This window comes from Sphingomonas aracearum, assembly GCF_003345355.1.
Taxonomy (GTDB): domain Bacteria; phylum Pseudomonadota; class Alphaproteobacteria; order Sphingomonadales; family Sphingomonadaceae; genus Sphingomonas; species Sphingomonas aracearum.
In genome coordinates this window covers 84,977-109,500 of sequence record NZ_QQNB01000002.1, presented here as the reverse complement: position 1 = coordinate 109,500, position 24,524 = coordinate 84,977, and the positions used below count along the sequence as shown (strand labels likewise).

General features: G+C 69.3%; 25 protein-coding genes and 1 tRNA gene. 24 read left to right on the top strand and 2 right to left on the bottom strand.

From position 1 onward, the window contains the following. Positions 1 to 88 precede the first annotated feature (88 nt). The 3 genes from DVW87_RS07715 to DVW87_RS07705 all read left to right on the top strand — a co-directional run bounded on the left by DVW87_RS07715 (position 89) and on the right by DVW87_RS07705 (position 5,829). Positions 89 to 1,075, top strand: coding sequence for an NADP-dependent oxidoreductase (locus tag DVW87_RS07715; RefSeq protein ID WP_114687231.1), 987 nt, complete (start codon positions 89 to 91; stop codon positions 1,073 to 1,075). Positions 1,076 to 1,262: 187 nt separating this feature from the next. Further along, the gene (locus DVW87_RS07710; RefSeq protein ID WP_114687230.1) at positions 1,263 to 2,888 is read left to right on the top strand and encodes a hypothetical protein; all 1,626 of its coding nucleotides are present in this window, start codon (positions 1,263 to 1,265) and stop codon (positions 2,886 to 2,888) included. Positions 2,889 to 2,988: 100 nt separating this feature from the next. Next, a complete protein-coding gene (locus DVW87_RS07705) occupies positions 2,989 to 5,829 on the top strand; it encodes a TonB-dependent receptor domain-containing protein (RefSeq protein WP_114687229.1) in 2,841 nt (946 codons plus the stop codon). Positions 5,830 to 5,888: 59 nt separating this feature from the next. Here the strand turns inward: DVW87_RS07705 and DVW87_RS07700 are convergent, their stop codons facing one another. Continuing rightward, complete coding sequence (locus DVW87_RS07700) at positions 5,889 to 6,500, bottom strand: prolyl hydroxylase family protein (protein ID WP_239017884.1); 612 nt, start codon at positions 6,498 to 6,500, stop codon at positions 5,889 to 5,891. 164 nt (positions 6,501 to 6,664) lie between these two features. Between DVW87_RS07700 and DVW87_RS07695 the strand changes: the two genes are divergently transcribed. The 21 genes from DVW87_RS07695 (at position 6,665) to DVW87_RS07595 (ending at position 23,709) form a co-directional block, all read left to right on the top strand. Next, a complete protein-coding gene (locus DVW87_RS07695; protein WP_114687227.1) occupies positions 6,665 to 7,504 on the top strand; it encodes a type II secretion system protein N in 840 nt (279 codons plus the stop codon). Continuing rightward, positions 7,501 to 9,735 carry a type II secretion system secretin GspD gene (gene gspD, locus DVW87_RS07690; protein WP_114687226.1) on the top strand — a complete coding sequence of 745 codons (2,235 nt, stop codon included), beginning with the start codon at positions 7,501 to 7,503 and terminating at the stop codon, positions 9,733 to 9,735. Before DVW87_RS07695 ends, gspD begins: the two co-directional genes overlap by 4 nt. A gap of 4 nt (positions 9,736 to 9,739) precedes the next feature. Then, positions 9,740 to 11,344 (top strand): type II secretion system ATPase GspE, encoded by a 1,605-nt coding sequence (gene gspE, locus DVW87_RS07685; RefSeq protein ID WP_114687225.1) that lies wholly within the window; start codon positions 9,740 to 9,742, stop codon positions 11,342 to 11,344. Continuing rightward, positions 11,337 to 12,563 (top strand): type II secretion system inner membrane protein GspF, encoded by a 1,227-nt coding sequence (gene gspF, locus DVW87_RS07680; protein WP_114687224.1) that lies wholly within the window; start codon positions 11,337 to 11,339, stop codon positions 12,561 to 12,563. The genes gspE and gspF overlap by 8 nt, the downstream gene beginning before the upstream one ends. A 14-nt stretch (positions 12,564 to 12,577) precedes the next feature. Next, complete coding sequence (gene gspG, locus DVW87_RS07675; RefSeq protein WP_114688135.1) at positions 12,578 to 13,018, top strand: type II secretion system major pseudopilin GspG; 441 nt, start codon at positions 12,578 to 12,580, stop codon at positions 13,016 to 13,018. Further along, positions 12,993 to 13,475: a GspH/FimT family pseudopilin gene (locus tag DVW87_RS07670; protein ID WP_114687223.1), complete on the top strand. Its 483-nt coding sequence runs from the start codon at positions 12,993 to 12,995 to the stop codon at positions 13,473 to 13,475. Before gspG ends, DVW87_RS07670 begins: the two co-directional genes overlap by 26 nt. Next, the gene (gspI, locus tag DVW87_RS07665; RefSeq protein WP_275402077.1) at positions 13,465 to 13,854 is read left to right on the top strand and encodes a type II secretion system minor pseudopilin GspI; all 390 of its coding nucleotides are present in this window, start codon (positions 13,465 to 13,467) and stop codon (positions 13,852 to 13,854) included. Before DVW87_RS07670 ends, gspI begins: the two co-directional genes overlap by 11 nt. Then, positions 13,851 to 14,492 carry a type II secretion system minor pseudopilin GspJ gene (gene gspJ / locus DVW87_RS07660; protein ID WP_114687222.1) on the top strand — a complete coding sequence of 214 codons (642 nt, stop codon included), beginning with the start codon at positions 13,851 to 13,853 and terminating at the stop codon, positions 14,490 to 14,492. The genes gspI and gspJ overlap by 4 nt, the downstream gene beginning before the upstream one ends. After that, a complete protein-coding gene (gspK, locus tag DVW87_RS07655) occupies positions 14,479 to 15,450 on the top strand; it encodes a type II secretion system minor pseudopilin GspK (protein WP_114687221.1) in 972 nt (323 codons plus the stop codon). Before gspJ ends, gspK begins: the two co-directional genes overlap by 14 nt. Continuing rightward, positions 15,447 to 16,529, top strand: coding sequence for a type II secretion system protein GspL (gspL, locus tag DVW87_RS07650; RefSeq protein ID WP_114687220.1), 1,083 nt, complete (start codon positions 15,447 to 15,449; stop codon positions 16,527 to 16,529). The genes gspK and gspL overlap by 4 nt, the downstream gene beginning before the upstream one ends. Next, positions 16,526 to 16,993 carry a type II secretion system protein GspM gene (gene gspM, locus DVW87_RS07645; RefSeq protein WP_114687219.1) on the top strand — a complete coding sequence of 156 codons (468 nt, stop codon included), beginning with the start codon at positions 16,526 to 16,528 and terminating at the stop codon, positions 16,991 to 16,993. The genes gspL and gspM overlap by 4 nt, the downstream gene beginning before the upstream one ends. Beyond that, entirely contained in the window at positions 16,990 to 17,715 is a 726-nt protein-coding gene (gspN, locus tag DVW87_RS07640; protein ID WP_114687218.1) for a type II secretion system protein N, read from the top strand. Before gspM ends, gspN begins: the two co-directional genes overlap by 4 nt. Before the next feature lie 48 nt (positions 17,716 to 17,763). Next, positions 17,764 to 17,840: transfer RNA gene (locus DVW87_RS07635), tRNA-His, on the top strand. An 18-nt stretch (positions 17,841 to 17,858) separates the two neighbouring features. Further along, a complete protein-coding gene (locus DVW87_RS07630) occupies positions 17,859 to 18,905 on the top strand; it encodes a Glu/Leu/Phe/Val family dehydrogenase (RefSeq protein WP_114687217.1) in 1,047 nt (348 codons plus the stop codon). Positions 18,906 to 18,957: 52 nt separating this feature from the next. Then, a complete protein-coding gene (gene ccmC, locus DVW87_RS07625; protein ID WP_114687216.1) occupies positions 18,958 to 19,683 on the top strand; it encodes a heme ABC transporter permease CcmC in 726 nt (241 codons plus the stop codon). Continuing rightward, positions 19,680 to 19,787 carry a heme exporter protein CcmD gene (locus tag DVW87_RS07620; RefSeq protein ID WP_114687215.1) on the top strand — a complete coding sequence of 36 codons (108 nt, stop codon included), beginning with the start codon at positions 19,680 to 19,682 and terminating at the stop codon, positions 19,785 to 19,787. Before ccmC ends, DVW87_RS07620 begins: the two co-directional genes overlap by 4 nt. Then, positions 19,784 to 20,218: a cytochrome c maturation protein CcmE gene (gene ccmE / locus DVW87_RS07615; RefSeq protein ID WP_114687214.1), complete on the top strand. Its 435-nt coding sequence runs from the start codon at positions 19,784 to 19,786 to the stop codon at positions 20,216 to 20,218. The genes DVW87_RS07620 and ccmE overlap by 4 nt, the downstream gene beginning before the upstream one ends. Beyond that, positions 20,215 to 22,158 (top strand): heme lyase CcmF/NrfE family subunit, encoded by a 1,944-nt coding sequence (locus DVW87_RS07610; protein WP_114687213.1) that lies wholly within the window; start codon positions 20,215 to 20,217, stop codon positions 22,156 to 22,158. Before ccmE ends, DVW87_RS07610 begins: the two co-directional genes overlap by 4 nt. After that, the gene (locus DVW87_RS07605) at positions 22,155 to 22,682 is read left to right on the top strand and encodes a redoxin family protein (protein WP_114687212.1); all 528 of its coding nucleotides are present in this window, start codon (positions 22,155 to 22,157) and stop codon (positions 22,680 to 22,682) included. The genes DVW87_RS07610 and DVW87_RS07605 overlap by 4 nt, the downstream gene beginning before the upstream one ends. Beyond that, positions 22,679 to 23,086, top strand: coding sequence for a cytochrome c-type biogenesis protein (locus DVW87_RS07600; RefSeq protein WP_114687211.1), 408 nt, complete (start codon positions 22,679 to 22,681; stop codon positions 23,084 to 23,086). The genes DVW87_RS07605 and DVW87_RS07600 overlap by 4 nt, the downstream gene beginning before the upstream one ends. Next, positions 23,086 to 23,709: a tetratricopeptide repeat protein gene (locus DVW87_RS07595; RefSeq protein ID WP_114687210.1), complete on the top strand. Its 624-nt coding sequence runs from the start codon at positions 23,086 to 23,088 to the stop codon at positions 23,707 to 23,709. The genes DVW87_RS07600 and DVW87_RS07595 overlap by 1 nt, the downstream gene beginning before the upstream one ends. Before the next feature lie 9 nt (positions 23,710 to 23,718). Here the strand turns inward: DVW87_RS07595 and DVW87_RS07590 are convergent, their stop codons facing one another. After that, on the bottom strand, positions 23,719 to 24,516 hold the full coding sequence (locus DVW87_RS07590; protein ID WP_114687209.1) for a TrmH family RNA methyltransferase: 798 nt from the start codon (positions 24,514 to 24,516) through the stop codon (positions 23,719 to 23,721). Between the last annotated feature and the right edge of the window lie 8 nt (positions 24,517 to 24,524).

Below are 24,524 nucleotides of genomic sequence, written 5' to 3'. Positions count from 1 at the left end.
ATGCCTCGGCGGGCTTTTTCCTGTCCTGCGCGCGCGGGATCGCTCCGGCAGCCCGGTCGTTCTCGCCGCAACGACAGGAGTGAACGCCATGACCGATCCGGACACCCTTCCCATCACCGAAGGCGAGCGACCCGAGCGTGACGCCGCGCGCACGATCTGGCTGGAACGGTTCGGCGACCTCGACGTGCTGCACTTGCAGGATCGTCCTGTGCCTCAGCCCGTCGACGACGAGGTGCTCGTCCGGGTGCGTGCCGCCAGCATCAATCCGGTCGACTGGAAGATCGCGGCGGGACAATATCCACCCAAGCCGGCGGACCAGCTGCCCTTCGCCCTCGGCCGCGATCTGGCCGGCACGATCGAGGCGGTCGGCACGCGCGCCCACAACATGCTGAGCCATGGCGACCGGGTGTTCGCCTTTATCGGCCAGGACCGCGGGGCACAGAGCGACTATGTGGTGGTGCGCGCGACGGAGCTTGTCGCCATGCCCGGGAACATGGATTTCGAGAGCGCCGCCGCCATTCCGCTGGCCGCCATGACCGCCTGGCAGGGATTGCTGGTCCATGGCGGATTGCAGGCCGGCCAGCGCGTGCTGATCCATGGCGCCGCGGGCGGAGTCGGCCACCTTGCGGTGCAGATCGCGCGGTGGAAAGGCGCAACCGTGTTCGCCACCGCCGGTACCGACGACCTCGATTACGTGCGCTCGATCGGCGCGGACACCGTTATCGACTACAAGAACGAGAGATTCGAGGATGTCGCGACGGAGCTCGATCTCGTCTTCGACACCCAGGGCGGCGAAACACAGGCCCGCTCCTTTGGCTGCATCCGGCCAGGCGGTTGCCTGGTGTCCACGCTGGAGCCGGACGAACAGGCCGCCGCCGAGCATGGCGTGCGCGTGCCCCCGCGCTGGCATGCCGAGCCCAATGCGGCGCAACTGGGCGAGATCGCCAAACTGCTGGAGGCAGGCACACTGCGGGTGGAGGTCGCTCGTAGCTTCCCCATCGAGGAGTTTGATGCCGCCTACCGCTTCGCGCGTGACGGCCACCCGCGCGGAAAGGTGGTACTCACCCTGGACTGAGCCGATGGCCACCGCCCGGCGTCACACGAACGTCTCGCATCTGTAACGTTTCTGTCTCTCAGGTTGCACACGGCCGTCATGTCCCGCGCCTACCCGCGGCTCGTGATCGGCAAGGGGGTGCCTGGTCGATCTTGGGCGCACATGCCCAAATGTCACAACAACGACCATCGACCTGGGAGCATTCCACATGGCGACCTTCACGCGCTACGGTTCTTTCCTTCTGGCGACCACGGCCAGCCTCGCGCTGAGCGCGTGCGGCGGCGCCGACGACGTCGCCTCGCCGGGCGCGGGCAGCGTAACGATCGTGCAGCCGGCGCCGACGCCGACGCCGGCCCCCACCGGCACGCCGACCCCGAGCCCGATCACCGCGGCGCAGTTTGCTCAGGCCACCACGCAGAGCGGCATCACCATCACCGCCGACGAGCAGCTGGCGATCGTGAATGCCGGCACCAACAACAACGTGAACGGCACGGGCTCGGCCATCAACGGCATCGCGCCGGTCGGCACCGCATCGCTGGCAACTGCCAGCAACCCGACGAGCATCGACAGCTTCTTCACCGCGACCAGCTATGTCGGCGCGCTGAGCGGCCCGAACGACAATGCCTTCCAGGGCTGGACCTGCAACTCGAGCTCGGCCAATTTCGGCGGAACTTCGGCCTCCTGCGCGGCGGTGCCCGCGATCGGCACCGGCGGTTCGGCGGCGGCCTGCCCGACCGGGACCATCGCGGAAGACGCTCTGGTGCAGACGTTCCGCGTGTGTCGCCTGCCGCAGCTCATCACCTCCAGCCTGACCCTGCCGCGCATCCAGGGCGTGGTCTATCGCCTGCGCGGCGAGACGGTGGTCGGCAACGATGTCGGCACGACGGGTGCGGACAGCGGCGTCACGCTGACGATCGCGCCGGGCGTGACGATCGCGGCCGACAGCTCTGAGCCGACCACGGACGTTCTGGTCATCAATCGCGGTTCGCGCGTCAACGCGGTCGGCACCGCCAGCGAGCCGATCATCTTCACCTCGCAGCAGAACCTGACGTCGGGCAATGTCGGCGAGGGCACGCAGGGCCAGTGGGGCGGCGTGATCCTCCTCGGCCGCGCACCCACCGCGGTCTGCGCCGCGGGCACCGGCCCGAACAATGCGAACGGCACCAGCACCACCTGCCAGCTCAACATCGAGGGCCTGTCGACCGGCCGTCCCTATGGCGGCCCGAACGCGGCCGACAACAGCGGCAACTTCCAGTACGTGCAGATCCGCTTCACCGGCGTGGCGCTGGCCGACGGCAACGAGCTGCAGGGCCTGACGCTGGGCGGCACCGGCTCGGGCACGACGATCGATCACGTGCAGAGCCACAACTCGGCCGACGACGGCATCGAGATCTTCGGCGGCACCACCAACATCCGCTACTTCGCGGTGACGGGTGCGGACGACGACGGCTTCGATATCGATAACGGCTATCGCGGCTTCATGCAGTTCATCATCGCCGCGCAGAAGGTCAGCGGCGCGACCAACGACTCGTTCTCGACCGAGATCGACTCGAACGCCGCCGAGGATCTGCTCCCGCGCACCTTCTCCACCTTCGCGAACTTCACCTTCATCCAGACGGCGGCGGCGCCGGCCGCGATCCGTCAGCGGGGCGGCTCGGACATGCGGTTCGTCAACGGCATCGTGAAGACCCCGGCGAACGTGGCCTGCATCAACCTGATCGCCGGCGAGAAGTCGGCTACCGATCGCTCGACGATCCGGCCGGCAGACCAGGCCCTGCAGGAGTTCGGCCCGCCGTCGTTCAACTCGGTCTACTTCGCCTGCCAGGGCCGCTGAGGAGCGGGCGGCTTCGCCCTTCCTCCAGCACTCGGTTCCGGGGTGGCGGCAGCGCCGCCCCGGCAACCCGTTAAAGCCTACTGAACCGGGGACCACGGCCATGCAGCAGCGGCTTGCTTTCGCGACACTTCTTCTTCTTTCTTCCAACTTCGTGGCACCGGCCGTGCTCGCGCAGGTTTCCGGCGGCACTTCCTCGCCGACGACCAGCTCACCCCCGCCGGCCCAGACCTCCACCACCGGAACGCAGGCGGACACCGCCACAGGCGTGGCCGCAGGCAGCCAGGCGGCGCCCGCGGAGCAGGACCAGGTCGAGATCTCCGCCCCGGGTGCGGGCAGCACCGGCGAGGACATCGTCGTGGTCGGCCGCAACATTCCCAACACGGTGCGAGCGACCGGGCAGGTCGTGTCCGTCCTCTCGACGGCCGACATCGCACGCACCGGCGAAGGCGATATCGCCGGCGCCCTGACCCGCGTGACCGGCCTGTCGGTCGTGGGTAACGGCTTCGTCTACGTGCGCGGCCTGGGCGATCGTTATTCCTCTTCGTTGCTGAACGGCTCGCCGCTCCCCAGCCCGGAGCCGCTGCGTCGCTCGGTGCCGCTGGACATCTTCCCGACGACGATCGTCGGCTCAGCGCTCGTCCAGAAGACCTACTCGGTCAACTATCCCGGCGAGTTCGGCGGCGGCGTGATCAATCTCACGACCAAGGCGATTCCGGACAAGAATTTCATTTCGGGCGGCGCGACCATCTCGGCCGATGATGCGACCACCAGCGAGCTCGGCTATACCTATCATGGCGGCGATGCCGACTGGATCGGCTTCGACGACGGCACGCGCGACGTTCCGTCCTTCATCCGCAACGCTCCCAAGGGATCCGGCATCATCCCGGCGGCGCAGGTGGCCCAGCTGTCCAATGCGTCCACGACGCTGCTCCAGCGCAACAACCAGCTGCCGGCCAACTGGTCGGGCGAGATCAGCAGCGGCACCGTGTTCGATTTCGGTTCCGACCGGCTCGGCATCATCGCCTCGCTGAGCGCGAGCAACACCTTCCGCACCCGCTCGTCCTTGCAGCAGGATACGGTGACGGCCGAAGGGACGCTGCGCAACAGCTTCCAGACGCTCATCACCGACAACCGCATCGTCGCCAACGCGTTGCTCGGCTTGGGGTATGAGTTCGGCGAGAACACGATCCGCTGGACCAACGTCTACATCCACGACACGCTGAAACAGGGTCGTGGCTCGGCGTCCGACACCTACAACAATTTCAGCGGTGTGCGCTTCCAGCAGAACACCAACTGGTTCGAGCGCCAGCTGATCGAAAGCCAGCTGGTCGGCGAGTTCAAGCCGACCGACGCTTTCAGCCTGGACGTGCGCGGGGCCTACGCCAATTCGAAGCGCAACGCTCCCTACGAGCGCCAGTTCGACTATCTCTGCTCTTCGACCACCACCAACGGCCTTCCGATCACCAACGACGGGCTGAACCAGACCGGCGGTCTGCAATGCGCGGGTGCCTATCAGGTCACGCAGCGCTTCAGCCCGTTCGCGTCGATCATCTTCAGTGAGCTGAACGAGGATCTCTGGACCGGCCAGGCGGACGCTTCGTACAAGATCGATGCCGGTCGGCCGATCACGCTTTCTGCCGGCTATTTCTACCAGGGCACGGACCGTACGTCCTCGCGCCTGCAGTTCAACTATCAGACGTCAAATGGCGGCGGCACGGCGCCGCAATATCCGTACAACCTGCTGCGGCCGGATTACCTGCTGAGCCCGGACGTGATCAACAATGCGTGTCCGCAGACGGCGAACACCGCTCCCTGCACGATCGAGCTGCAGTTCAACACGCAGGCGAGCGCCTATCTGTATGACGCGTCGCTGGACGTCCATGCGGGCTATGTGCAGGCCGAGGCGGAGCTGCTGGACGGTTTCCGCGCCGTTGCCGGTGTCCGCTACGAAACGGCCGACGAGCGCGTCACGCCGGTGAACGCGACGACCACGCGGTTGAACAACGATTATTGGCTGCCGGCTCTCACGCTGACGTGGAACTTCGCGCCCGACATGCAGCTGCGCACCAGCGTGTCGAAGACGATCTCGCGGCCGCAGTTCCGCGAATTGGCGCCGCAGTTGTTCCGCGATCCGGACTCGGATCGTCTCTTCTACGGCAATCCGCTGCTGCGCGACTCGAAGCTGTACAATGCCGAGGCCCGCTACGAGTGGTTCTTCGGTCGTGACCAGCGCTTCACGCTGGCGGGCTTCTACAAGCGGATCGACAATCCGATCGAGCAGGTCGGCTTCTATACCGGTTCGGACGACCGCTTGCAGACCGGCTTCACCAACCTGCCCAAGGCGAAGCTGTACGGCGCCGAAGTGGAGTTGCAGAAGTATTTCCCCCTGGCCGACCTGATCGGTGGCGACTTCTTCGCCACGCGCCGGGCGGTGCTGATCGCCAACTATACCTATACCAAGTCCGAGATCACGGCCGACGCCACCTGCGTGCCGAACGTGCTCAACCAGACGCTTCCGAGCTGTCCGGCAGGTTCGGGGTTGGGGCCGGCATTCTCCCAGTTCCGCGACGGTGCGCCGCTCACCGGGCAGTCCGACCATCTGGTGAACGTGCAGGTCGGCATTGAGGACACGGCGCGGTTGTCGCAGCTGACCTTGCTGTTCAACTATGCCAGCGACCGCGTGACCAACCGCGGCCCGTCCTTGCTGTCCGGCGACGGGTTCCAGCCCGACATCGTCGAGCATCCGGGGATCCGCCTCGATCTCGTGGCGCGGCAGGGCATCGAGGCGTTCGGCGGCCGGTTCGAGATCAAGGCCGAGGCGCGCAACCTCACGCGCACCAAGTATCGCGAGAGCCAGACCTTCGCCAACGGCAACGAGGTGTTCATCAACCGGTACAATCTCGGCCGGGTGTTCTCGCTGGGCGCCAGCGTCACCTTCTGACGCTTCAACCTAGGACGGGATGGAGGGGAGGGCGGCGACGTCCTCCCCTTTTTCGTGGGTCAGCCCCAGGGGCGCTCGCGAAACCACTTGGTGATGACGTATTTCACCCCGGCGCGCACCTTCATGCCCTGGTGGAGCGTGGAGGGATTCAGGGTGCCGTCCGTCCGCCGGTTGTTCCAGGCCAGCAGCTTGCCGGTTTCCGGCTGCACGATCTTGTCGACCGCCTTGAACCGGGTCGCGCCCCCCGCCTCCGGCTCGTTGAGGTAGATCATGACCGTCCAGGTGCGATTGCCGGCGACCGAGCAGAAGCGGAGATAGTCCACGCCATTCGGCTCGAAATAGTCGGTATGCCCCTTGAACTCCTGCCCGACAGCGTAACGCTGCCCTTGCATCGGTTCGCCATATGCCGGGTCGAGGCCGGTGAAGGAGGCGATGCGGGCGTCAACCGCCGCCACCAGCGCATCGCCAGCGTCCAGGTCGCAGGTTGCGCTGGTCCGGAACGCTGCGTCGCCGTTCGGGTCGGAGATGGTGGAGGGCCGGCGATGCGCGTCGATGCGCGCCACGAGCCCCGCGCATTCGTCCCGCGAGAGGAAGGCGCGGCGCACGAACAATGTCAGCTTGGCGCTGGGCACCTTCTGCACCCCGGGCTGCGCGCCCAAGGCGGCGACCATCTCCTCTGCCAGAAGGCCGGAACCGAAACGGGCGGGAGCGCCGAACTGCGTGGTCATGCGGCTATGCCTGCCAAACGGGCGCGCGCATTTCCACCCCTTCCGCTGCGTGCAATCCGCCTGTAACAATCGGGCCTTAGCGGACATTCCGTCGCGGGGAGACACGATTGCGCCTGGAACTCGATGCGCGCGCACGCCGTCTCTTGCGGCGGTTGCCGCGTACCAACCCCTATTCGCTTGCCGAGATCGTCCTGCTGGCGGTGCTCGCCTGGCAGTGTGCCGCGCTGATCTGGGCGATCCTCACCCCGGTCGATCCGCTTGGCCGGTGGAAGCCTGTCGCCCCGTCGGGCCCGGCGCTGCCCGGCGCGGTGTTGCGCGGCTTCGACCCCTTCTTCCGCCTGCAGCAGCAGGCCGGGCCGGCGACCGTGACGTCGCTTCAGCTGAAGCTCTTCGGCACCCGGATCGACGAGGCCAATGGCGGCGGCTCGGCGATCATCGCGGCGGCAGACGGCATCCAGAAGAGCTTTGCCGTCGGCGAGGAGGTCGCCCCCGGCGTCCGCCTGAAGGCTGTGGCGTTCGATCATGTCAGCCTCGACCGCGGCGGCGCGAGCGAGGACCTGTTCCTGGATCAATCGAGCGGCGCCCCCGCGCCAGCTCCCGCCGATGGAGCGCCCGCTCCGGGTGGTGCGGCAACGCCGCCGTCGCCGGCCCCCGCCGCGGGCGGCAGCAGCATCGCGCAACTGCGCGGCGAGGTCGGCGCCATTCCGCGCATCGACGGCGGGCGGGTGTCCGGCCTGGTCGTCCGCCCGCAGGGCTCCGGCGCGGCGTTCCGCCGGGCGGGGCTGCGCGAAGGCGACGTCATCACCGCGATCGGCGGCCGCCCGGTCACCGGGCCGGGCGACCTCGACCGCATCGGCACCGAGTTTGCGGGAGGCGGAACCTTGTCCGTCACCGTTGAGCGCGGCAACCAGACGCTTCCCCTCGCGATCACGATCACAGGCCAATGACCAAGACCTTTCTCAAGACCGTGCTCGCCCCCGCCGTGGCGCTGGCCCTCGCCGCGCCGCTCGCGGCGCAGACGACGCTCAACGTTCGCGACGCGGATATCCGCGCCTTCATCGCGGACGCGGCGAAGGTGACCGGGCGCACCTTCATCATCGACAACCGGGTGCAGGGCAAGGTGACCGTGGTCACCGATCGCCCGCTCTCGCGCTCGGAATATCTCGAGGTGTTCCTGTCGACCCTGCGCGCGAACGGCCTCGTCGCGGTGCCGACATCGGGTGGCGCGTTCCGCGTGCAGCCGATCGACAATGCGGCACAGCAGCCGAGCCGCATCGGGGTGGGCGGGGCGCAGCGAAATGCGTTCGTCACCGAGATCGTCCGCCTGCGTTCGATCGACGCGCAATCCGCTCTCGACACCGTCCGCCCGCTGGTGAGCGCGCAAGGATCGGTCACCGCCAATCGTGGCGGCAACTCGATCGTGGTGGTCGATTTTGCCGACAACGTCCGGCGCGTGCGCGAGGTGCTGCGCCGGATCGACACGGACAATGCGTCCACGCGCGTGGTGGCATTGAAGAATGCGGGCGCGCGCGAGATCGCCACGGCGCTGCAGACGCTGGCGGGCGCAGGCGGCGGCGGGCAGCAGGGAGGCGCGCAGGGCGCCGGCGCGGGCGTGAGCGTGGTGGCGATCGCCAGCTCCAATTCCGTCGCGCTGCGCGGTGACCCGTCCACCGTGGCGCGCCTTGCCGCGGTCGCCGAGGATCTCGACCGCCGGGCCAAGGACGGCACCGAGATCAAGGTCATCTTCCTCGAAAATGCCGATGCGGAGCAGCTGCTGCCCGTGCTCCAGCAACTGGTCGGGCAGCAGCCCACCATGCCGCAGGAACGCCAGCTCTCGTCCTCCGGCTCTGCCTTCGGCGGCAACGGCAACAATACGGGGGGGCAGGCGAACACCGGCTTCTCGCAGGCGACCTCCGCCCCCGCGCCGACGCAGGCGGTTTCGACCGGCAGCGGCACCGGCCAGCCCGCCGTCACTTCCGATGGCGGCCGCACGGCTTCGGTGGTCACCCGCTTCCTGGGCGCGAACGCCATCGTCATCGCCGCGCCTGCCGAGGTTCAGCGCCAGCTCGCGGAAGTGATCCGCCAGCTCGACACGCGCCGCGAACAGGTGCTGGTGGAGGCGATCGTCGCCGAGGTTTCCGACCAGACGGTCAACCGGCTCGGCGCGCAGTTCCTGATCGGCTCGCCTTCGGGCGGCGCGTTCGCGGCGTCCACCTTCGGCAACTCGGCACCCAACATCCTCCAGATCGCCGGCGCGATCGGCGCGACCGAGCTCAACACCTCGACCACGACGACGGTGAACACCGACGGCAGCACCACCAGCACCAGCACGCAGAGCGGCGCCGCGGATTCGCTGCAACAATCGGCGATCCAGTCCATCCTGGGTGCCAGCGGCGGCTTCGGCGGGTTCGGCGGGCAGATCGGCGACACGATCTTCGGCGCGATCATCAACGCGGTGAAGAGCGACACCCAGTCGAACCTGCTCCAGGTCCCGCACGTGGTGACGCTCGACAACCAGCAGACGCGTTTCCTGGTCGGGCAGGAGATCCCGATCACCACCGGGCAGGCGCTCAGCCAGAATTTCGACAACGCCTTTCGCACGGTGCAGCGCGAGAATGTCGGCATCCAGCTGGAGGTGCGACCGCAGGTGAATTCTTCCGGCTCGATCAAGCTGTTCCTGCACCAGCAGGTCAGTTCCATCGCCGGCCCGGTTTCCAGCGACAACAGCGACCTCATCCTGAACAAGCGCGAGGTGGAGACCACGCTGACGGTGGACGACGGGCAGATCGCGGTGATCGGCGGCCTGTTGTCGGACGACGAGCGGCGCACCATCGAGAAGATCCCGCTGCTCGGCGACATCCCGCTGGTCGGCAACCTCTTCAAGAGCCGCGCCAAGCAGCGGACCAAGACCAACCTGATGATCTTCATCCGGCCCACCATCCTGCGCAGCGCCGCCGACAGCCGCAAGCTGACCGAGCAGCGCTACGGCTATCTCCGCCTGCAACAGGCGGGCCAGGATCCCGACAGCGAGCCGAGCATCGACCAGCTGGTGCGCGATTACATGGGTGCTGCTACCCCACTGCCGCCGTCCGGACAGCCCGGCAGCATCGAGGACCCTCGCGTCGCCGTGCCGGTGGAGCGCCAGTCGCAGACCGTGTTCCGGCCGGCGCAGCGGTAACGCCATGCAGATCGCCTTTGGCAAAGCGCCGGACGGCCCCGTGGCGGAGAGCGATGCGGTGGAGGTGCCGGCAGGCGACGCGACCTTGCCGGCGCTGCCGATCGTCGACGTGCCCTATGCCTTTGCCCGCAAGTTCGGCGTGGTGGCGCTGCTCGACGAGCGCGACGGCGCGTTGCGGGTGACGTTGCGCGAAGGTGCCGATCCCAAGGTGCTGATCGAACTGCGCCGGTGCTTCGCCCGCCCGTTCGAAATCGATTTCGCCGCCCCGCCGGCCTTCGACCGGCTGCTTTCCGACCGCTATGCCATGGACGGGCAAGCGGCGGCAGCGGCGGCAGGCAATCTGGGTCTTGGCGGCGAACTGGACCTGCTCGCCGGCGATCTGCCCACGGCGGAGGATCTGCTCGACTCCGCCGACGACGCGCCGGCGATCCGGCTGATCAACGGCGTGCTGGCCGACGCGGCGCGGAACGGCGTGTCGGACGTCCATGTCGAGCCTTATGAGAGCGGCCTGGTGGTGCGCATGCGCATCGACGGCGTGCTGCGCGAGACGTTGCGCATGCCGCCCCACGTCGCGCCGGTGGTGGTCAGCCGTATCAAGGTGATGGCGCGCCTCGACATCGCCGAGCGGCGCGTGCCGCAGGATGGGCGCATCGGCATTACGCTGGGCGGCAAGAGCCTGGACGTGCGCGTATCCACCCTCCCGAGCCGCGCGGGCGAGCGGGTGGTGCTGCGTATCCTCGACAAGGATAACGCCGGCATCGACCTGGAAGCACTGGGGCTCAGCCCCGAAATGTATGCCCTTCTCAACGAGGCACTGGCGGAGCCGAACGGTATCCTGCTGGTCACCGGGCCGACCGGATCGGGCAAGACGACCACGCTCTATGCCGCGCTGCGCACGCTGAACGACGGCAGCCGCAACATCCTCACCGTGGAGGATCCGGTGGAATATGCGGTGGACGGGGTGGGTCAGACGCAGGTGAACCCGAAGGTCGGCCTCACCTTTGCCGCCGGTCTGCGCGCGATCCTGCGCCAGGATCCGGACACGGTGATGGTGGGCGAGATCCGCGACCGCGAAACGGCCGAGATCGCCGTGCAGGCCTCGCTGACCGGCCATCTGGTGCTGTCCACCGTGCACACGAACGATGCGGTGGGTGCGATCACCCGCATGCGCGACATGAAGGTGGAGCCGTTCCTGCTTGCCTCCACCCTGCGCGCCGTCATCGCCCAGCGCCTTGTCCGGCGGTTGTGCCCGGTCTGCCGGGAGGCCGTGCCGTCAAGCCCCTCCGTGGCCGCGCTGATCGGGCTGAAGGCGGGCGAGACGGTGTACGAACCGCGCGGGTGCGAGGCATGCGGCCAGACCGGGTTCAAGGGCCGGCTCGGCGTGTTCGAGGCGGTGCGCGTGGATGAGACGATCCGCCGCCTCATCAACGAAGGCGGGGACGAGGCGGCGATCGCCCGCCACGCCTTTGCCCATGGCGCAACCCTGGCGGGCGCGGCGCGTGATCTCGTGCGGCGGGGCGAAACCACGCCGGAAGAAGCGGTGCGGGTGTCGCGGCGCGACGCGATGGACGTTGACGAGGCGGCGCTGCCGCCTGCCGACCATGGCTGACTTCGATTATCTCGCCATCGACACGCGCGGGCGCGAGATGCGCGGCCATGTCGTGGCGGAGGATGCGGCGGATGCGCGCGCAAAGCTCGACGCGCGCAGGCTCTACGTCGTGCGGGTGGAGCCCGGCTCCGGAGCGCCGGCCAAGCCCAAGTCGCTGGTTTCAGGCATCTCGCTGCGCGGGCGGCGGATGGGCGGCAAGCAGTTGACGTTGTTCACGCGGCAGCTGGCCACGCTCAACCGGGTCTCGCCCCTGGAGGAAAGCCTGCGGACCATCGTGCGGCAGACCGAGCAGGAACAGGTGCGCGAGATCGTGTCCTCGGTGCACGCCGGGGTGACCGAGGGCCGGCGGCTGGCGGAAGCGATGGGGCGCGAGCCGAAGAGCTTTCCGCCACTCTATCGCGCGATGGTGTCCGCGGGCGAGAGTTCGGGCTCGCTGCCGGTGATCCTCGAGCGCTTGTCGATCCTGCTGGAGCGGCAGGCGGAGATCCGCGGCAAGTTGATGACGGCCATGGCCTACCCCGCGGTGCTCGCGGTGGTGGCACTCGGGGTGGTCACGTCGTTGATGATCTTCGTGGTGCCCCAGGTGGTCGAGCAATTCGACACGGTGGGGCAGGAGCTTCCGCTCCTCACCCGCCTGGTGATGGGCCTTTCCGCGCTGATGGCCGGATATTGGTGGCTGATGCTGGCGGTGCTGGCGGGGCTTGCGCTGTTGTTCTGGCGGGCGATGAAGGAGCCGGCGATCCGCCTGTCGTTCGACAGCTGGCTGCTGCGCATACCCCTGCTGGGGCGGCTCATCCGCGACCTGCATGCGGCCCGCATGGCGCGAACGCTCTCAACGATGGTCGCCAGCCGTCTTCCCCTTCTGGAAGGGCTCGCGCTGACCGCGGGCACGATCCACAACCGTCGCCTGCGCCTCGCCTCCGACGAGATCGTGGAAGCCATTCGCGGCGGCGGTTCGCTGTCGGCCGCCATGCGGCGCGCGGGCGTGTTCCCGCCGCTGCTGACCTATCTCGCCGCCTCGGGCGAGTCGGCCGGTCGGCTGGACGAGATGCTGGAGCGCGCCGCCGATTACCTGGAGCGCGAATTCGATCGCTTCACGGCAACCGCGCTGTCGCTGCTCGAGCCCGCGATCATCGTCGTGATGGGCGGCATCGTCGCCACCATCGTGCTATCCATCCTGCTGCCGATCCTGCAGCTGAACACGCTCGCGGGGCAGTGAGCATGAGGACCCATATGCGTATCGAACAGAAGAAGCGGCGTCGGCGGGAAGACGGTTTCACCCTGGTGGAGCTGATGGTGGTGATCGTCATCATCGGCCTGCTGGCGACCATCGTGGCGCTCAACGTGCTGCCCTCCGGCGATAAGGCCCGGATCGAGAAGGCACGCGCGGATATCTCTACCATCCAGGCGGGGTTGGACCTCTACCGGCTGCAGAACGGCAGCTATCCGAGCACTTCGCAGGGGCTTCAGGCGCTGGTCACCGCCCCGCAGGGCGCCGATCCGGCCAAGTACCAGTCGGGCGGCTATATCAAGAAGCTGCCGGACGATCCCTGGGGCCGCCCGTACCTCTACGCCTCGCCCGGCCAGCACGGTCAGGCGGACGTCTGGACCCTGGGCTCCGACGACAAGGAAGGGGGCGAGGGGCCCGATGCCGATATCGGCAGCTGGCAATAGGCGGTCGCGCGCGGCGCGCGTCCCCGAGCGCGGCTTCACACTGGTCGAGCTGATGATCGTCATCACGATCATCGGCCTTGCCTCTGCCGCTGTCGCGCTCAGCCTCCCCGATCCGCGCGGGCGGCTGGACGAGGAGGCCGAGCGCTTCGCCGCGCGCACCCGTGTCGCGCGCGATTTCGCCATCATCAATGCGCGGCCCGCCAGCGTGTGGGTCACGGCCGGCGGCTATGGCTTCGAGCAGCGGCGTGGCGGCGCGTGGAGCGCGGCGGCCGACGGCCCGTTGCAGGTCACGCAATGGGGGCAGGGCACCCGCCCGCTGCTGGCAACGCAGCGTGAACGGATCGTGTTCGACCCTACCGGCCTTGCCGATCACGGCTTCGACCTGCAACTGGTGCGCGACGACGCCAACCGTACGGTGCGCATCGGCGCGGACGGGAGCGTGCGCCTTGTCGGCTGAGGCCCCCGCCGCTTCGAGGCCGGAGACCGGCTTCACGCTGATCGAGATGATGGTGGCGCTCGCCGTCTTCAGCCTGGCGGCCCTGGCCCTGTTGCGGCTGGAGGGCGCGACGATCCGCGGCGCCGGCATCGTTGACGAGACCTTTCTTGCGCAGACGGTTGCCCGCAACGTGGCGATCGAGGCGTTGACCGATGCCCGCCCGCCGACGATCGGCGTCACCCGCGGGGTGGAGCAGAATGGCGGGCGCGCCTGGACCTGGTCGCGCGAGGTGCGCCCGGCAGGCGGCGGGCGCGTGCTGACGATCGCCGTGTCCGTGGCCGATCCGGGCGGGGCGACGCTCGGGCGGCTGACCGTCGTGCGCGCGGGAGCGGGCGCATGACGGCTCCGACCGGTCGCACCGGCGGGTTCACGCTGGTCGAGATGATGATCGCGCTGCTGATCTTCGGCATGCTCGCGGCGGCAGGAGTCGCGCTGCTGTCGGTCAGCATCCGTGCGCAGGCCGCGACCGGCGCCAAGCTGGATGATGTCGCGGCGCTGAACCGCTTTTCCTCCGTTTTCTCTGCCGATCTCGCCGAGGCGGTGGCGCGACCCACACGCAACGAAGCGGGCGACAGCGTCCCGGCGTTCTTCGGCGCGCCGGGAGAGATGGTGCTGGTGCGCGGCGGCTGGACCAATCTCGATTCGGCGCCTCGCGCGAGCGCGCAGAAGGTGCAGTACCGGGTAACCCAGGGAGCGCTGGAGCGGATCACCTGGCCGATGCTGGACGGCGCTCCGCCGCTCGCACCCACCGTCCTGCTCGACCATGTGGCGAGCGCGACACTGCGCTACCGGTACAATGGCGCGTGGAGCGACCGCTGGAATGGTGCGGCAACCGCACCGCCGCTGCCGCAAGTGGTGGAACTGTCGGTGCAGCGCGAGAACGGCACGGTTTTCCGCCAGCTGGCGCTGGTCGGCGCTGGCTATGATCCGCGGCCGCCACGCGACGAGGCCGGGGGGCAAGCCAATGCCGGTGCCTGACCGGGAGCGCGGTGCCGCGCTGCTCACCGTTCTGCTGCTGGTGGCGATCATCTCGGTGATGGCAGGAACGGCGCTGGAGAAGATGCGCCTGTCCACCCGCCTCGCGAGCAATGCGGTGGCCGGCAGCCAGGCGCGCGCCTGGGCACAGGCGGCCGAGACGATGGCGCTGTTGAAGGTCACCGACGTGTTGGGCCGCGATGCGAGCCGGGTGACGCTGGCCGGCAATTGGAGCAACACGCCCGTCCCGCTGCCCATTCCCGAGGGCACCGCAGTTGCGCGGGTGCGCGACGGCGGCAATTGCTTCAACCTCAATGGCCTGGTCACCGAAACGACCCCGGGCGTGTACGCCGCCTATGCGCCGGCGATGGTGCAGTTCACGAACCTGATGCGGCTCGTCGGCGTCACCGGCCAGAACCCGGAGGCGATCACCGCCGCTACGACCGACTGGATCGACAGCGGCAACGATCCGCTGCCGAACGGCGCGGAAGACAGCAGCTACAAGGGCTATCGCACCGCCAACACGCTGATGGCCGATGTGAGCGAGTTGCGCGCGGTGAGCGGCATGACGGCGGAAACCTATGCCCGGCTGCGCCCGTGGCTTTGCACCCTGCCCAAGGCGGAGCCGTCAAAGGTGAACGTCAACACGCTGTTGCCGGAACAGGCGCCGCTGCTCGCCATGCTGCTGCCGCAGTCGGTGGCGCCGCAGACGATCTCGGGGCTGCTGCTCCGTCGCCCGCCACAGGGCTATGAGAGCGTGACCGCCTTCTGGCAGGGGCTGGCGCTGGGCGGCCAGGCGGCCGGGCCGGAGGCGGAACGGCAGACCGCGATCACCACGCAATGGTTCGCGCTCGACATCCAGGTCGTGTTGAACGATGCGGAACTGGAACAGCATGGCCTGATCGATGCGACGCGGTTGCCGGCACGCATCGTGTCTCGCGCCTGGGGGGAGCGTTCGTGACTCTGGTTGTGTTTTTGCCGCGGCCGGGCGGCGAGTGGCGCTGGCTGCGGACGGCCGAAACGGGGGTGGTCGCCCGCGGCAGCGGCGTGCCCGTGCCCGCCGCGGAGGAGCCCGTCGTCGCCGTGACGCCGGCCGACGCGGTGGTGCTGCACTGGGCGGAGCTGCCGGACCGCTCGCCCGCGCAGGCGATCGCGGCGGCGCGCCTGCTGGCGGCGGAGGCGAGCCTCACGCCCTTGGCAGACCTTCATGTTGCCGTCGGCCGGGAGGATGGCCGCGCCGAGCGCCCGATCGCCGTCGTGTCGGCACAGGTGATGCAGGCCTGGCTCGCCGACCTCGTGCTGGCCGGCCTTGATGCGCGCGCGATCGTTCCGGCCCCACTGCTGCTGCCCTTGCCCGAAGAAGGGTATGTCGCCGCCGACCTCGGCGGGGAGCGCGTTCTGCGGGGGGTGACGAGCGGGTTTGCTGACGCGCCGGGCCTGACCGAACTCGTCACGGGCGGGGACGAACCGACCCTGCTGGCAGCCGACGCGGTGGATGCCGCCATCCTGGCCGCCGTGGCGGCGCCGGCTCTCGACCTGCGGCAAGGCGCGTTTTCGCGGCGGCGGCGGATCGGGATCGAGTGGCCGCTGGTGCGGCGACTGGCCTGGCTCGGAGCGGCGATCCTTCTGGTCACCCTGCTCGTCAGCCTCACGCTCATCCTGCGCTACAACATCGCCGCCGGCGCGCTGGAGGACCGGGCGGAGGCGCTGGCGCGCGAGAACCTGCCGCGCGGCGAAACGGTGAACAATGCGGACCGGCAACTCGCCGACCGGCTTGCCCGCCTGCGCGGCGGCGGGCTGGGCTTCAGCCGCACGGCCGCCGCGCTGTTCGCGATCATGCGGACGCTGCCCGACGCGGAGGTCACGGCGTTGAACTTCGACGCCACCGGTGTGCTGAAGCCGTCCGTGTCGCTGGCCAGCGAGGCGCAGGCCGCCGATCTCGTCACCCGTCTGCGGGCGCAGGGCTTTGCCGCGACCCCCAGCACCTTTACCAACAATGGCGGCCGGCTGACGGGCGACGTGACTGTGGGGGCTCCATGAGCGGTCTGCGACTCTGGTTCGCGGGACGATCGTTGCGCGAGCGGCGGCTGATCCTCGTGATGCTTGCCCTGCTGGCCGTCACGCTCGTTTGGGCCGGCATCCTGCTGCCGGTGACGGATGGGCTCGCCAGTGCCCGCACGCGGCATGCGGACGCCGTTCTGCGGCTTGCCGAGACGCAGGCGCGCGTGGCGGCGATCCGCGCCGTGCCGCGGGCGGCGCCGCTCGGCCAGCCGCTCGATGCAGAGGTGCGCGCGCGCGCCGACGCCGCCGGCTTCACCGTTGCCAGCCTTGCGCCCCAGGGCAGCGACCGGGTGCAGCTCAGCATCACCCAGGCGCGCCCCGGCGCCCTGTTCGCGTGGATCGCCGGCCTGGAGGAAGCGGGCATCCTGGTGGAGACCATGGCCATCACCAACAATGGGGACCAGACCGTGTCGCTTCAGCTCACCCTGAGGAGCCAGGCATGAAGCGTTTCCAGCTGGCGACGCGCCGTCCCGTCCTTTTCGGCGCCTTCCTGGTGGCGGCGCTGCTCGTCTCCCTGCCGATGCGCCTCGCGCTCGACTGGCTGGGGCTCGACGCGTCCCGTTTCGCCGCCCGCCGCGTGAGCGGGGCGGTGTGGCTGGGCTCGCTGGCCGAGGCACAGATGGGCGATCTGCCCCTCGGGGATCTGCGCGCGCGGGTTTCGCCCTTTCCCCTGCTGATCGGGCGCGCACGGGTGGAGCTTGCGCGGCGCGGCACCGATCCGGCCCAGCCTCTTTCCGGCGGGATCACCATCACGCGGCACAGCGCCGGGCTAGACGATGTCACGGCCACGCTGGCGGCGGGGCGTGCCTTTGCCCCGCTGCCCGTCACAATGCTCGACCTCCAGGCCGTGAGCGCGCGCTTTGGCGATGCGGGTTGCGAGCGCGCCGAGGGCATGGTGCGGGCCACGCTTGCCGGCGACATTGGCGGCGTTCCGCTCAGCCAGGCGCTTTCGGGCGCAGCGCGGTGCGAGGGCGGGGCCTTGCTGTTGCCGCTGGCGGGGGCCGGCGGGACGCAGAGCGTGTCGGTGCGCCTGTGGCCGGAAGGTCGGTACCGCGCGGAGTTGACGCTGGGGGCCAGCGATCCGGCGCAGGCACAGCAACTGGCAGGCGCCGGGTTCCAGCAGACCCCCGCTGGCTGGCGGCTTTCCGCGGAAGGTCGCTTCTGATAGCTTGACGGGGCCGGCATGCTGCCGCTAGGGGCTCTGGCCTTCGCGGCGACCGTAGTTCAATTGGTTAGAGCGCCGGCTTGTGATGCCGGAAGTTGCGGGTTCAAGTCCCGTCGGTCGCCCCACTTTTCCCGAGAGATCAGATGACCTGGGGCTTGCCGGATTTCGACGCCCATGAGGGCGTGCACCTGTTCACCGATCGCGCCAGCGGCTTGCAGGCGGTGATCGCGATCCACTCGACGGCGCTGGGCGCCGCGGCGGGCGGGGTGCGCTTCTGGCATTACCCGGACGAGGCTGCGGCGCTGACCGACGCGCTGCGCCTGTCCCGCGGCATGAGCTTCAAGAACGCCATGGCCGGCCTGCCGATGGGCGGCGGCAAGGGCGTGGTCCTGGCCGAACGCCCGGGCGCGACCATCTCCACTGCGCAGCTGGAGGCGTTCGGCGAAGCCGTCGAGTCGCTCGGCGGCAAATATGTGACGGCCGAGGATGTCGGCATGTCCGAGGAGCGGATGAAGGTCATCGCGACCCGCACGCGCCATGTCTCCGGCCTGCCGGTGGAAAGCGGTGCCGCCGGTGGCGATCCGGGGCCGTATACCGCGCAGGGCGTCTATCTGGGCGTGCGTGCGGCGGCGAAGCGCGGCCTGGGCGCGGACGAGATGCGCGGCGTGCACGTCGCGATCCAGGGCGTGGGCAGCGTCGGCGGCGGCTTGGCCCGGCTGCTGGCGGCGGATGGCGCGCGCTTGACGCTGGCCGACGTGAACGTCGCCAAGGCGCAGGCGCTGGCCGAGGAGCTGGGTGCGGACGTCGTGGCGGCCGATACGCTGCTGGCGACGGAAGCGGACATCGTCAGCCCGAACGCGCTGGGCGCGATCCTGACCGAGCAGTCGATCGACGCGCTGCGCACCACGGTGATCGCCGGCGGCGCCAACAATCAGCTCGCCACCGCCGATCTCGGCGCGGCGCTGCACGCGCGGGGCATCCTGTACGCGCCGGATTACGTCATCAACGCGGGCGGCATCATCAATGTCGGCCTGGAATACCTCGGCCAGGGGGACGAGGCCGAGGTGCTGGCGCGGATCGGCCGCATTCCCGTCCGCCTGGAGGAGATCTGGGCGGAAAGCGTGTCCACCGATACGCCTGCCGCGGATGTTGCCGATGCCATGGCGATGCGGCTGATCGGCCGCGCCTGAGGTTGCCGCAAGACAGGTGACGCCGGCCTTTCGAACACGTAAGGAAAGCCGCGTGGCCAGCCTGCATGCCTTTGCCAATCCGGCACGATTCCTGAAGATCGCTCGCCCGCTGACCGGATGGCTGTTCTGGACCGGCGCGGCGCTGATCGCCTTCGGGTGCTGGGCCGGCCTGACGCAGACGCCGCCCGATTACCTGCAGGGCGACAGCGTTCGCATTCTCTACATTCATGTCCCCACCGCCTGGCTCGGCATGGGCGGATGGAGCGGCATCGCCCTGTCCAGCATCGCCTATCTCGTCTGGCGACACCCGCTGGCGAACGTCGCGGCGCGCGCCATCGCCGTTCCCGGCGCGATGTTCGCGGCGCTGTGCCTCATGACCGGCTCGATTTGGGGTCGGCCGACCTGGGGCACCTGGTGGCAATGGGATGGCCGGCTCACGTCCATGTTGCTGCTGTTCTTCGTCTATCTCGGCTATATCGGGCTGGCTCGCGCCGATCGCGAGCAGGGCGGCGACGGCCGCATTCCGGCTCTGTTCGGCGTCGCCGGGTCGGTGCTGCTGCCGATCATCCGCTATTCGGTGGTGTGGTGGAACACGCTGCACCAGGGCGAGAGCATCGGCCTGGCAAGCTCGACGATCGACGGCAGCATGCTCTGGCCGCTCGGCTTCACGCTGGCGGGCTTCAGCCTGTTCTTTGCGGCGGTCGTGCTGATGCGGATGCGCGACATGCTGGCGCGCGCCAGGAACGAGGCGCGGTTGCGCCGCATGGCGCGCGCATGAGCCACTGGGCGTTCGTGAGCGCCGCGTATGGCGTGACCTTGCTGACGGCGGCGGCGCTTGCCTGGATCAGCTGGCGGGCGATGCGGGGCAGCGAGCGCCAGTGACCGCCAAGAACCAGCGACTGGTGCTGGCCGGCCTTGCCGTGCTGGCCGTGGTCGGCGCGGCATTGCTGGCGCTGTCGGCGCTGAAGGATCAGGCCGCCTTTTTCTATGCGCCGGGCGACGTGGAGAAGAGCGGCCTGCCGCTGGGCCGGGAAGTGCGGTTGGGCGGCATGGTCGCGGCGAACTCGATCGCACGACAGCCGGACGGCGTCTCCATCCGCTTCCGCGTGACGGACGGCCGGGCGACGGTGCCGGTTGCGTTCACCGGCATCGCGCCGGACCTGTTTCGCGAGCGTTCGGGCGTGGTTGCCGAGGGGCATTTCAACCCGGACGGCAGCTTCACCGCGACCAACCTGCTGGCCAAGCACGACGAGAAATACATGCCGCCTGAGGTTGCCGGCGCCATGCACGAAACCAAGACGCTGGAGCGGTGACCGCCGAGCTTGGCCTTGCCGCGCTGTGGCTCGCCGCCGCGCTTGCCCTGCTGCAGATTGCCGCCGCCACGCTCGGCCTGCGCCGCGAGGGCGCGTTGGGAGAGCAGCTGCGTGGTGCCGTGCGCCCCGTGGCGGTCGCCCAGGGGCTGCTGACGGCGATCGCCTTTGCGGCGCTGCTGGCGGTGTTCTCGGGGTCCGACATGTCCGTCGCGCTGGTGGCGGAGAACAGCCACACCGCCAAGCCGTGGCTCTACAAGGTTGCGGGCGCCTGGGGGAACCATGAAGGCTCCATGCTGCTCTGGGTGACCATCCTCGGGCTGGCGGGGGGCGCCGTGGCGCTGCTGGAGCGTCGGCTTCACGAACGCACGCTGGTGGCGACACTGGGCGCGCAGGCGGTGATCGCGCTGGGCTTCTACGCCTTTCTGCTGTTCTCCTCGAACCCCTTCGCGCGGCTCAGCCCCGCCCCGCCCGATGGTCTGGGCCTCAATCCGCTGCTCCAGGACCCCGGCCTCGCCTTTCACCCGCCCACCTTGTACATCGGCTATGTCGGGATCTCCGTCGCCTTCTCCTTTGCGGTTGGCGCATTGGTCACGCGCGATGTCGGGCCGGCCTTTGCCCGCGCGATGCGCCTCTGGGTGCTGGGCGCGTGGATATTCCTGACGCTCGGCATCACCGCCGGCAGCTATTGGGCCTATTACGAGCTTGGCTGGGGCGGCTGGTGGTTCTGGGATCCGGTGGAGAATGCGTCGCTGATGCCCTGGCTCGCGGCGACGGCGCTGCTGCACTCGGTCACCGTGGTGGCCACCCGCGACGGCTTGCGGGCCTGGACGATCATGCTGGCGGTGGTCGCCTTTTCCATGTCGATGCTGGGCACCTTCCTGGTCCGCTCCGGCATCCTGACGAGCGTTCATGCCTTTGCCGTGGATCCGGAACGCGGCACGTTCATCCTGGCGCTGCTCGCCTTGTACATCGGCGGCGCACTGGCGCTGTTCGGCGCGCGGGTGGGCACGGTGCGCGCGGGCGCCACGTTCGAGCCGTTGAGCCGGGAAGGCGGGCTGGTCGCCAACAACCTGCTGCTGTCCGTGATCCTGGGGATCGTGCTGATCGGCACCTTGTACCCGCTGCTGGCGGCGGCGATGGGAACGCAGCTTTCGGTGGGGCCGCCCTTCTTCAACGCCACGGCGGGGCCGATCGCGCTGGGGCTGGTCGCGCTGATGGGGGTGGGACCCTTGCTGCGCTGGCGGCGCGACGACAAGGACGCGCTGGTGTCCCGCACCTTGCCGGCGCTGGGCACGACCTTGCTCGGCATGGCTGGCTTCTTCGCGCTCGGCGGGGTGACGCGTCCGCTGCCGCTGCTGGGGCTCGGCCTGGCCCTCGGGCTGGCGGTGGCGAGCATCGCCCCGCTGTGGCGGCGCAATCTGCGGCGTACCCCGCTGTTTACCTACGGCATGGTGGTGGCCCATCTCGGCATCGCCGTGAGCCTGTTCGGCATGGCCGCGGACAGCGTATTCACCGAGGAGAAGCTGGTGGCAGCGCAGGTCGGACAGCCGGTGCTGGTCGGTCCGTTCAGCGTGACGCTGCAGGGCATCCGCCCTGAGATCGGCGACAACTGGTCCGCGCTGGAGGGCGTGTTGCGGGTCCAGCGAGGCGAGGGCACCCCCTTTCTGTTGCGACCGCAGCAACGGTTCTTCGCCGCCCCGCCCACCACCACCAACGAGACCGCCATCCGCACGGAGGCGGATGGGCAACTCTATACCGTGCTCGGCCGGCAAGGCGCGGATGGCCGCTGGCAGCTTCGCCTGTGGTGGAAGCCATGGGTGACGTGCATCTGGCTGGGCGGCGCGTTGGTGGCGCTGGGCGGGGCGCTGTCGCTACTGGGCCGGCTGCGTCGTGAGCGGCAGGTGCGCGTCGATCCCCATCCGACGGAGCGCTGGACATGAAGCGGTGGCTGCTCTGGGTGCCGCTGGTCGGCTTCGCCGCGCTGCTCGGCGTGATCGCGCAGGGGCTGCTCAAGCCGGCGGATCGCACCGTCCGCTCGGCCATGATCGGCAAGCCGGTGCCGGCATTCCGTCTGGCGGCGATCGCACCGGGCAAGCCCGGCCTTGCCAGTGACGATCTCCAGGGCGGGCAGCCGCGGCTCCTCAACATCTTCGCCAGCTGGTGTATCCCGTGCATTGCCGAGGCGCCGCAATTGCTCCGCCTGAAGCAGCTGGGTGTGCCGATCGACGCGGTGGCGGTGCGCGACACACCGGATGCGGTGGCCGATTTCCTGCGGCGCAACGGCGATCCCTATGCGCGGATCGGCAGCGACCGGGAAAGTGCCGTCCAGCTTGCCCTCGGCTCCTCGGGCGTCCCGGAAAGCTTCGTCGTCGACGGGCAGGGCCGCATCGTGCTCCAGCATGTGGGCGACATCCGCGCCGACGATGTGGATGCGATCGCGGCCGCGGTGCGGAACGCGCGATGAAGCGCCTTCTCCTCCTTGCCGCAGTCCTGCTTTCCGCGCCGGTCCTTGCCGACAGCCGCCTGCCGCCGGCCTCGTTTGCCGACACCCAGCTTGCGGATCCGGCAAAGGAGGCCCAGGCGAAGGAGCTGATGGCAACGCTGCGCTGCCTCGTCTGTCAGGGCCAGTCGATTGCCGACAGCGATGCGGAAATGGCCGGCGACATGCGCGCGCTGGTACGCCGACGCATTCAGGGGGGCGAGCGGCCGGACGCGATCCGGCGCTGGCTGGTCGAGCGCTACGGCGATTATGTCACCTATGACCCGCCGTTCGGCCCGGCGACCGCTCTGCTCTGGATCGCGCCGCTGCTGATGCTGGCGGCAGGGGTGCTCCTGGCGCGCCAGGCGTTCCGGAAAAAGCCGCGCTGATGGGCTGGCTGATGCTCCTGCTGCTGGGTGTCGCCACGGCGGCGCTGATGTGGCGGATGGGTCTTGCCCGTCCGGTCTGGACACTGGCGGGTGCGGCCCTGATGCTGGGGGCTGCCGGCTATGCGCTGCAGGGTCGGCCGACCCTGGCCGCGGCGCCGCGCGTTGCCGACGCGCAGGGCATGGAAGTCGAGCCGGCGATCGTGGAGCTGCGCGGCGCGCTGTTCGGCCGCTTCACGCAGGAAGCCGCCATCATGACCGCGAGCGACGCCCTGTTGCGTGCCGGTGCGCAGCAAGGCGCGGTGCGGGTGATGCTGGGTTCGCTGAACCGCTATCCGCGTGATTTCGCGTTGTGGACCGGGCTCGGCTCCGCTCTCGCGGCGCATGATGGCGGGCAGGTGTCGCCGGCCGCGCTGTTCGCCTTCCGCCGCGCGATCCAGTTGGCGCCGGAGCACCCCGGCCCCCGCTTCTTCCTTGGCCTGGCGTACGTGCGCGCGGGGGACTATGCAGCGGGCCGAGCGCAATGGCGCGCCGCGTTGCGCTTCAGCGAGCCGGGGACAGGATATCGCGCGGAGATCGCGCTGCGGCTCGGCCTGCTCGAGCGCCTGATCGCTGCCACCGGCTGAGCCGATCGCTCAGCGCTGCTGCGCGAGTACCTCATAGGCCATGACAGCCGTGGCCACGGCCGCGTTGAGGCTGTCGGCCTTGCCCAGCATGGGTATCTTGACGAGCAGGTCGCAGGCAGCGGCGTAATCCTCTGGCATCCCGCGCGCTTCGTTGCCGGTGAGCAGGAAGGTGGGCGCGGCATAGCGGGCAGCGCGATAGTCGTGCGTGGTGTCCAGGCTTAGGCCGACGAGCTGGCCGGGCCCGCCGCGTAGCCACTGGAGGAAGTCGCCCCAGCCGCTCTGCACGACCGGCACGGTGAACAAGGCGCCCATCGACGCGCGCACCGCCTCAACCGAAAACGGGTCCACGCAGTCGCCGATCAGGATCAGGCCGCCGGCGCCGACGGCATCGCCGGTGCGCAGGATGGTGCCGAGATTGCCCGGATCGCGCAGCCGCTCGGCCACCAGCCAGATGCCCGCCCTGGTCCTGTCGAGACTGTCCAGCGTGCGCGTGAACTCCTCGTACACGCCGACCACCGCCTGCGGATTGTCCTTGCCCGACAGCTTGGAGAGGATGTCGGCATTGGTCTCGATCGCGTCGCCGCCGCGATCCTCGACATCGGCGATCAATGCCCGGACGAGCGGGTGCGCGGCGCTGTCGGCGGCGAAGAACAGGTATTGGGGCAGGTGGCCCGCTTCGCGAGCTTCGGTCAGCACGCGCAGGCCCTCGGCGAGGAACAGCCCCTCGTCGCGCCGGTGCTTCTTCTCGCGCAAGGTGCGGATGCGTTTGACGAGCGGATTGGAAAAGGCGGTGATCTCGCGAGGCATGACGCGCC

Excerpts from the sequence above, each read along its gene's own strand:
- DVW87_RS07715 (WP_114687231.1), top strand. The coding sequence starts at position 89 with ATGACCGATCCGGACACCCTTCCCATCACCGAAGGCGAGCGACCCGAG.
- DVW87_RS07710 (WP_114687230.1), top strand. The coding sequence starts at position 1,263 with ATGGCGACCTTCACGCGCTACGGTTCTTTCCTTCTGGCGACCACGGCC.
- DVW87_RS07705 (WP_114687229.1), top strand. The coding sequence starts at position 2,989 with ATGCAGCAGCGGCTTGCTTTCGCGACACTTCTTCTTCTTTCTTCCAAC.
- DVW87_RS07700 (WP_239017884.1), bottom strand. The coding sequence starts at position 6,500 with ATGGTCGCCGCCTTGGGCGCGCAGCCCGGGGTGCAGAAGGTGCCCAGC.
- gspD (WP_114687226.1), top strand. The coding sequence starts at position 7,501 with ATGACCAAGACCTTTCTCAAGACCGTGCTCGCCCCCGCCGTGGCGCTG.
- gspE (WP_114687225.1), top strand. The coding sequence starts at position 9,740 with ATGCAGATCGCCTTTGGCAAAGCGCCGGACGGCCCCGTGGCGGAGAGC.
- gspF (WP_114687224.1), top strand. The coding sequence starts at position 11,337 with ATGGCTGACTTCGATTATCTCGCCATCGACACGCGCGGGCGCGAGATG.
- gspG (WP_114688135.1), top strand. The coding sequence starts at position 12,578 with ATGCGTATCGAACAGAAGAAGCGGCGTCGGCGGGAAGACGGTTTCACC.
- DVW87_RS07670 (WP_114687223.1), top strand. The coding sequence starts at position 12,993 with ATGCCGATATCGGCAGCTGGCAATAGGCGGTCGCGCGCGGCGCGCGTC.
- gspJ (WP_114687222.1), top strand. The coding sequence starts at position 13,851 with ATGACGGCTCCGACCGGTCGCACCGGCGGGTTCACGCTGGTCGAGATG.
- gspK (WP_114687221.1), top strand. The coding sequence starts at position 14,479 with ATGCCGGTGCCTGACCGGGAGCGCGGTGCCGCGCTGCTCACCGTTCTG.
- gspM (WP_114687219.1), top strand. The coding sequence starts at position 16,526 with ATGAGCGGTCTGCGACTCTGGTTCGCGGGACGATCGTTGCGCGAGCGG.
- gspN (WP_114687218.1), top strand. The coding sequence starts at position 16,990 with ATGAAGCGTTTCCAGCTGGCGACGCGCCGTCCCGTCCTTTTCGGCGCC.
- DVW87_RS07630 (WP_114687217.1), top strand. The coding sequence starts at position 17,859 with ATGACCTGGGGCTTGCCGGATTTCGACGCCCATGAGGGCGTGCACCTG.
- DVW87_RS07620 (WP_114687215.1), top strand. The coding sequence starts at position 19,680 with ATGAGCCACTGGGCGTTCGTGAGCGCCGCGTATGGCGTGACCTTGCTG.
- DVW87_RS07605 (WP_114687212.1), top strand. The coding sequence starts at position 22,155 with ATGAAGCGGTGGCTGCTCTGGGTGCCGCTGGTCGGCTTCGCCGCGCTG.
- DVW87_RS07600 (WP_114687211.1), top strand. The coding sequence starts at position 22,679 with ATGAAGCGCCTTCTCCTCCTTGCCGCAGTCCTGCTTTCCGCGCCGGTC.
- DVW87_RS07595 (WP_114687210.1), top strand. The coding sequence starts at position 23,086 with ATGGGCTGGCTGATGCTCCTGCTGCTGGGTGTCGCCACGGCGGCGCTG.
- DVW87_RS07590 (WP_114687209.1), bottom strand. The coding sequence starts at position 24,516 with ATGCCTCGCGAGATCACCGCCTTTTCCAATCCGCTCGTCAAACGCATC.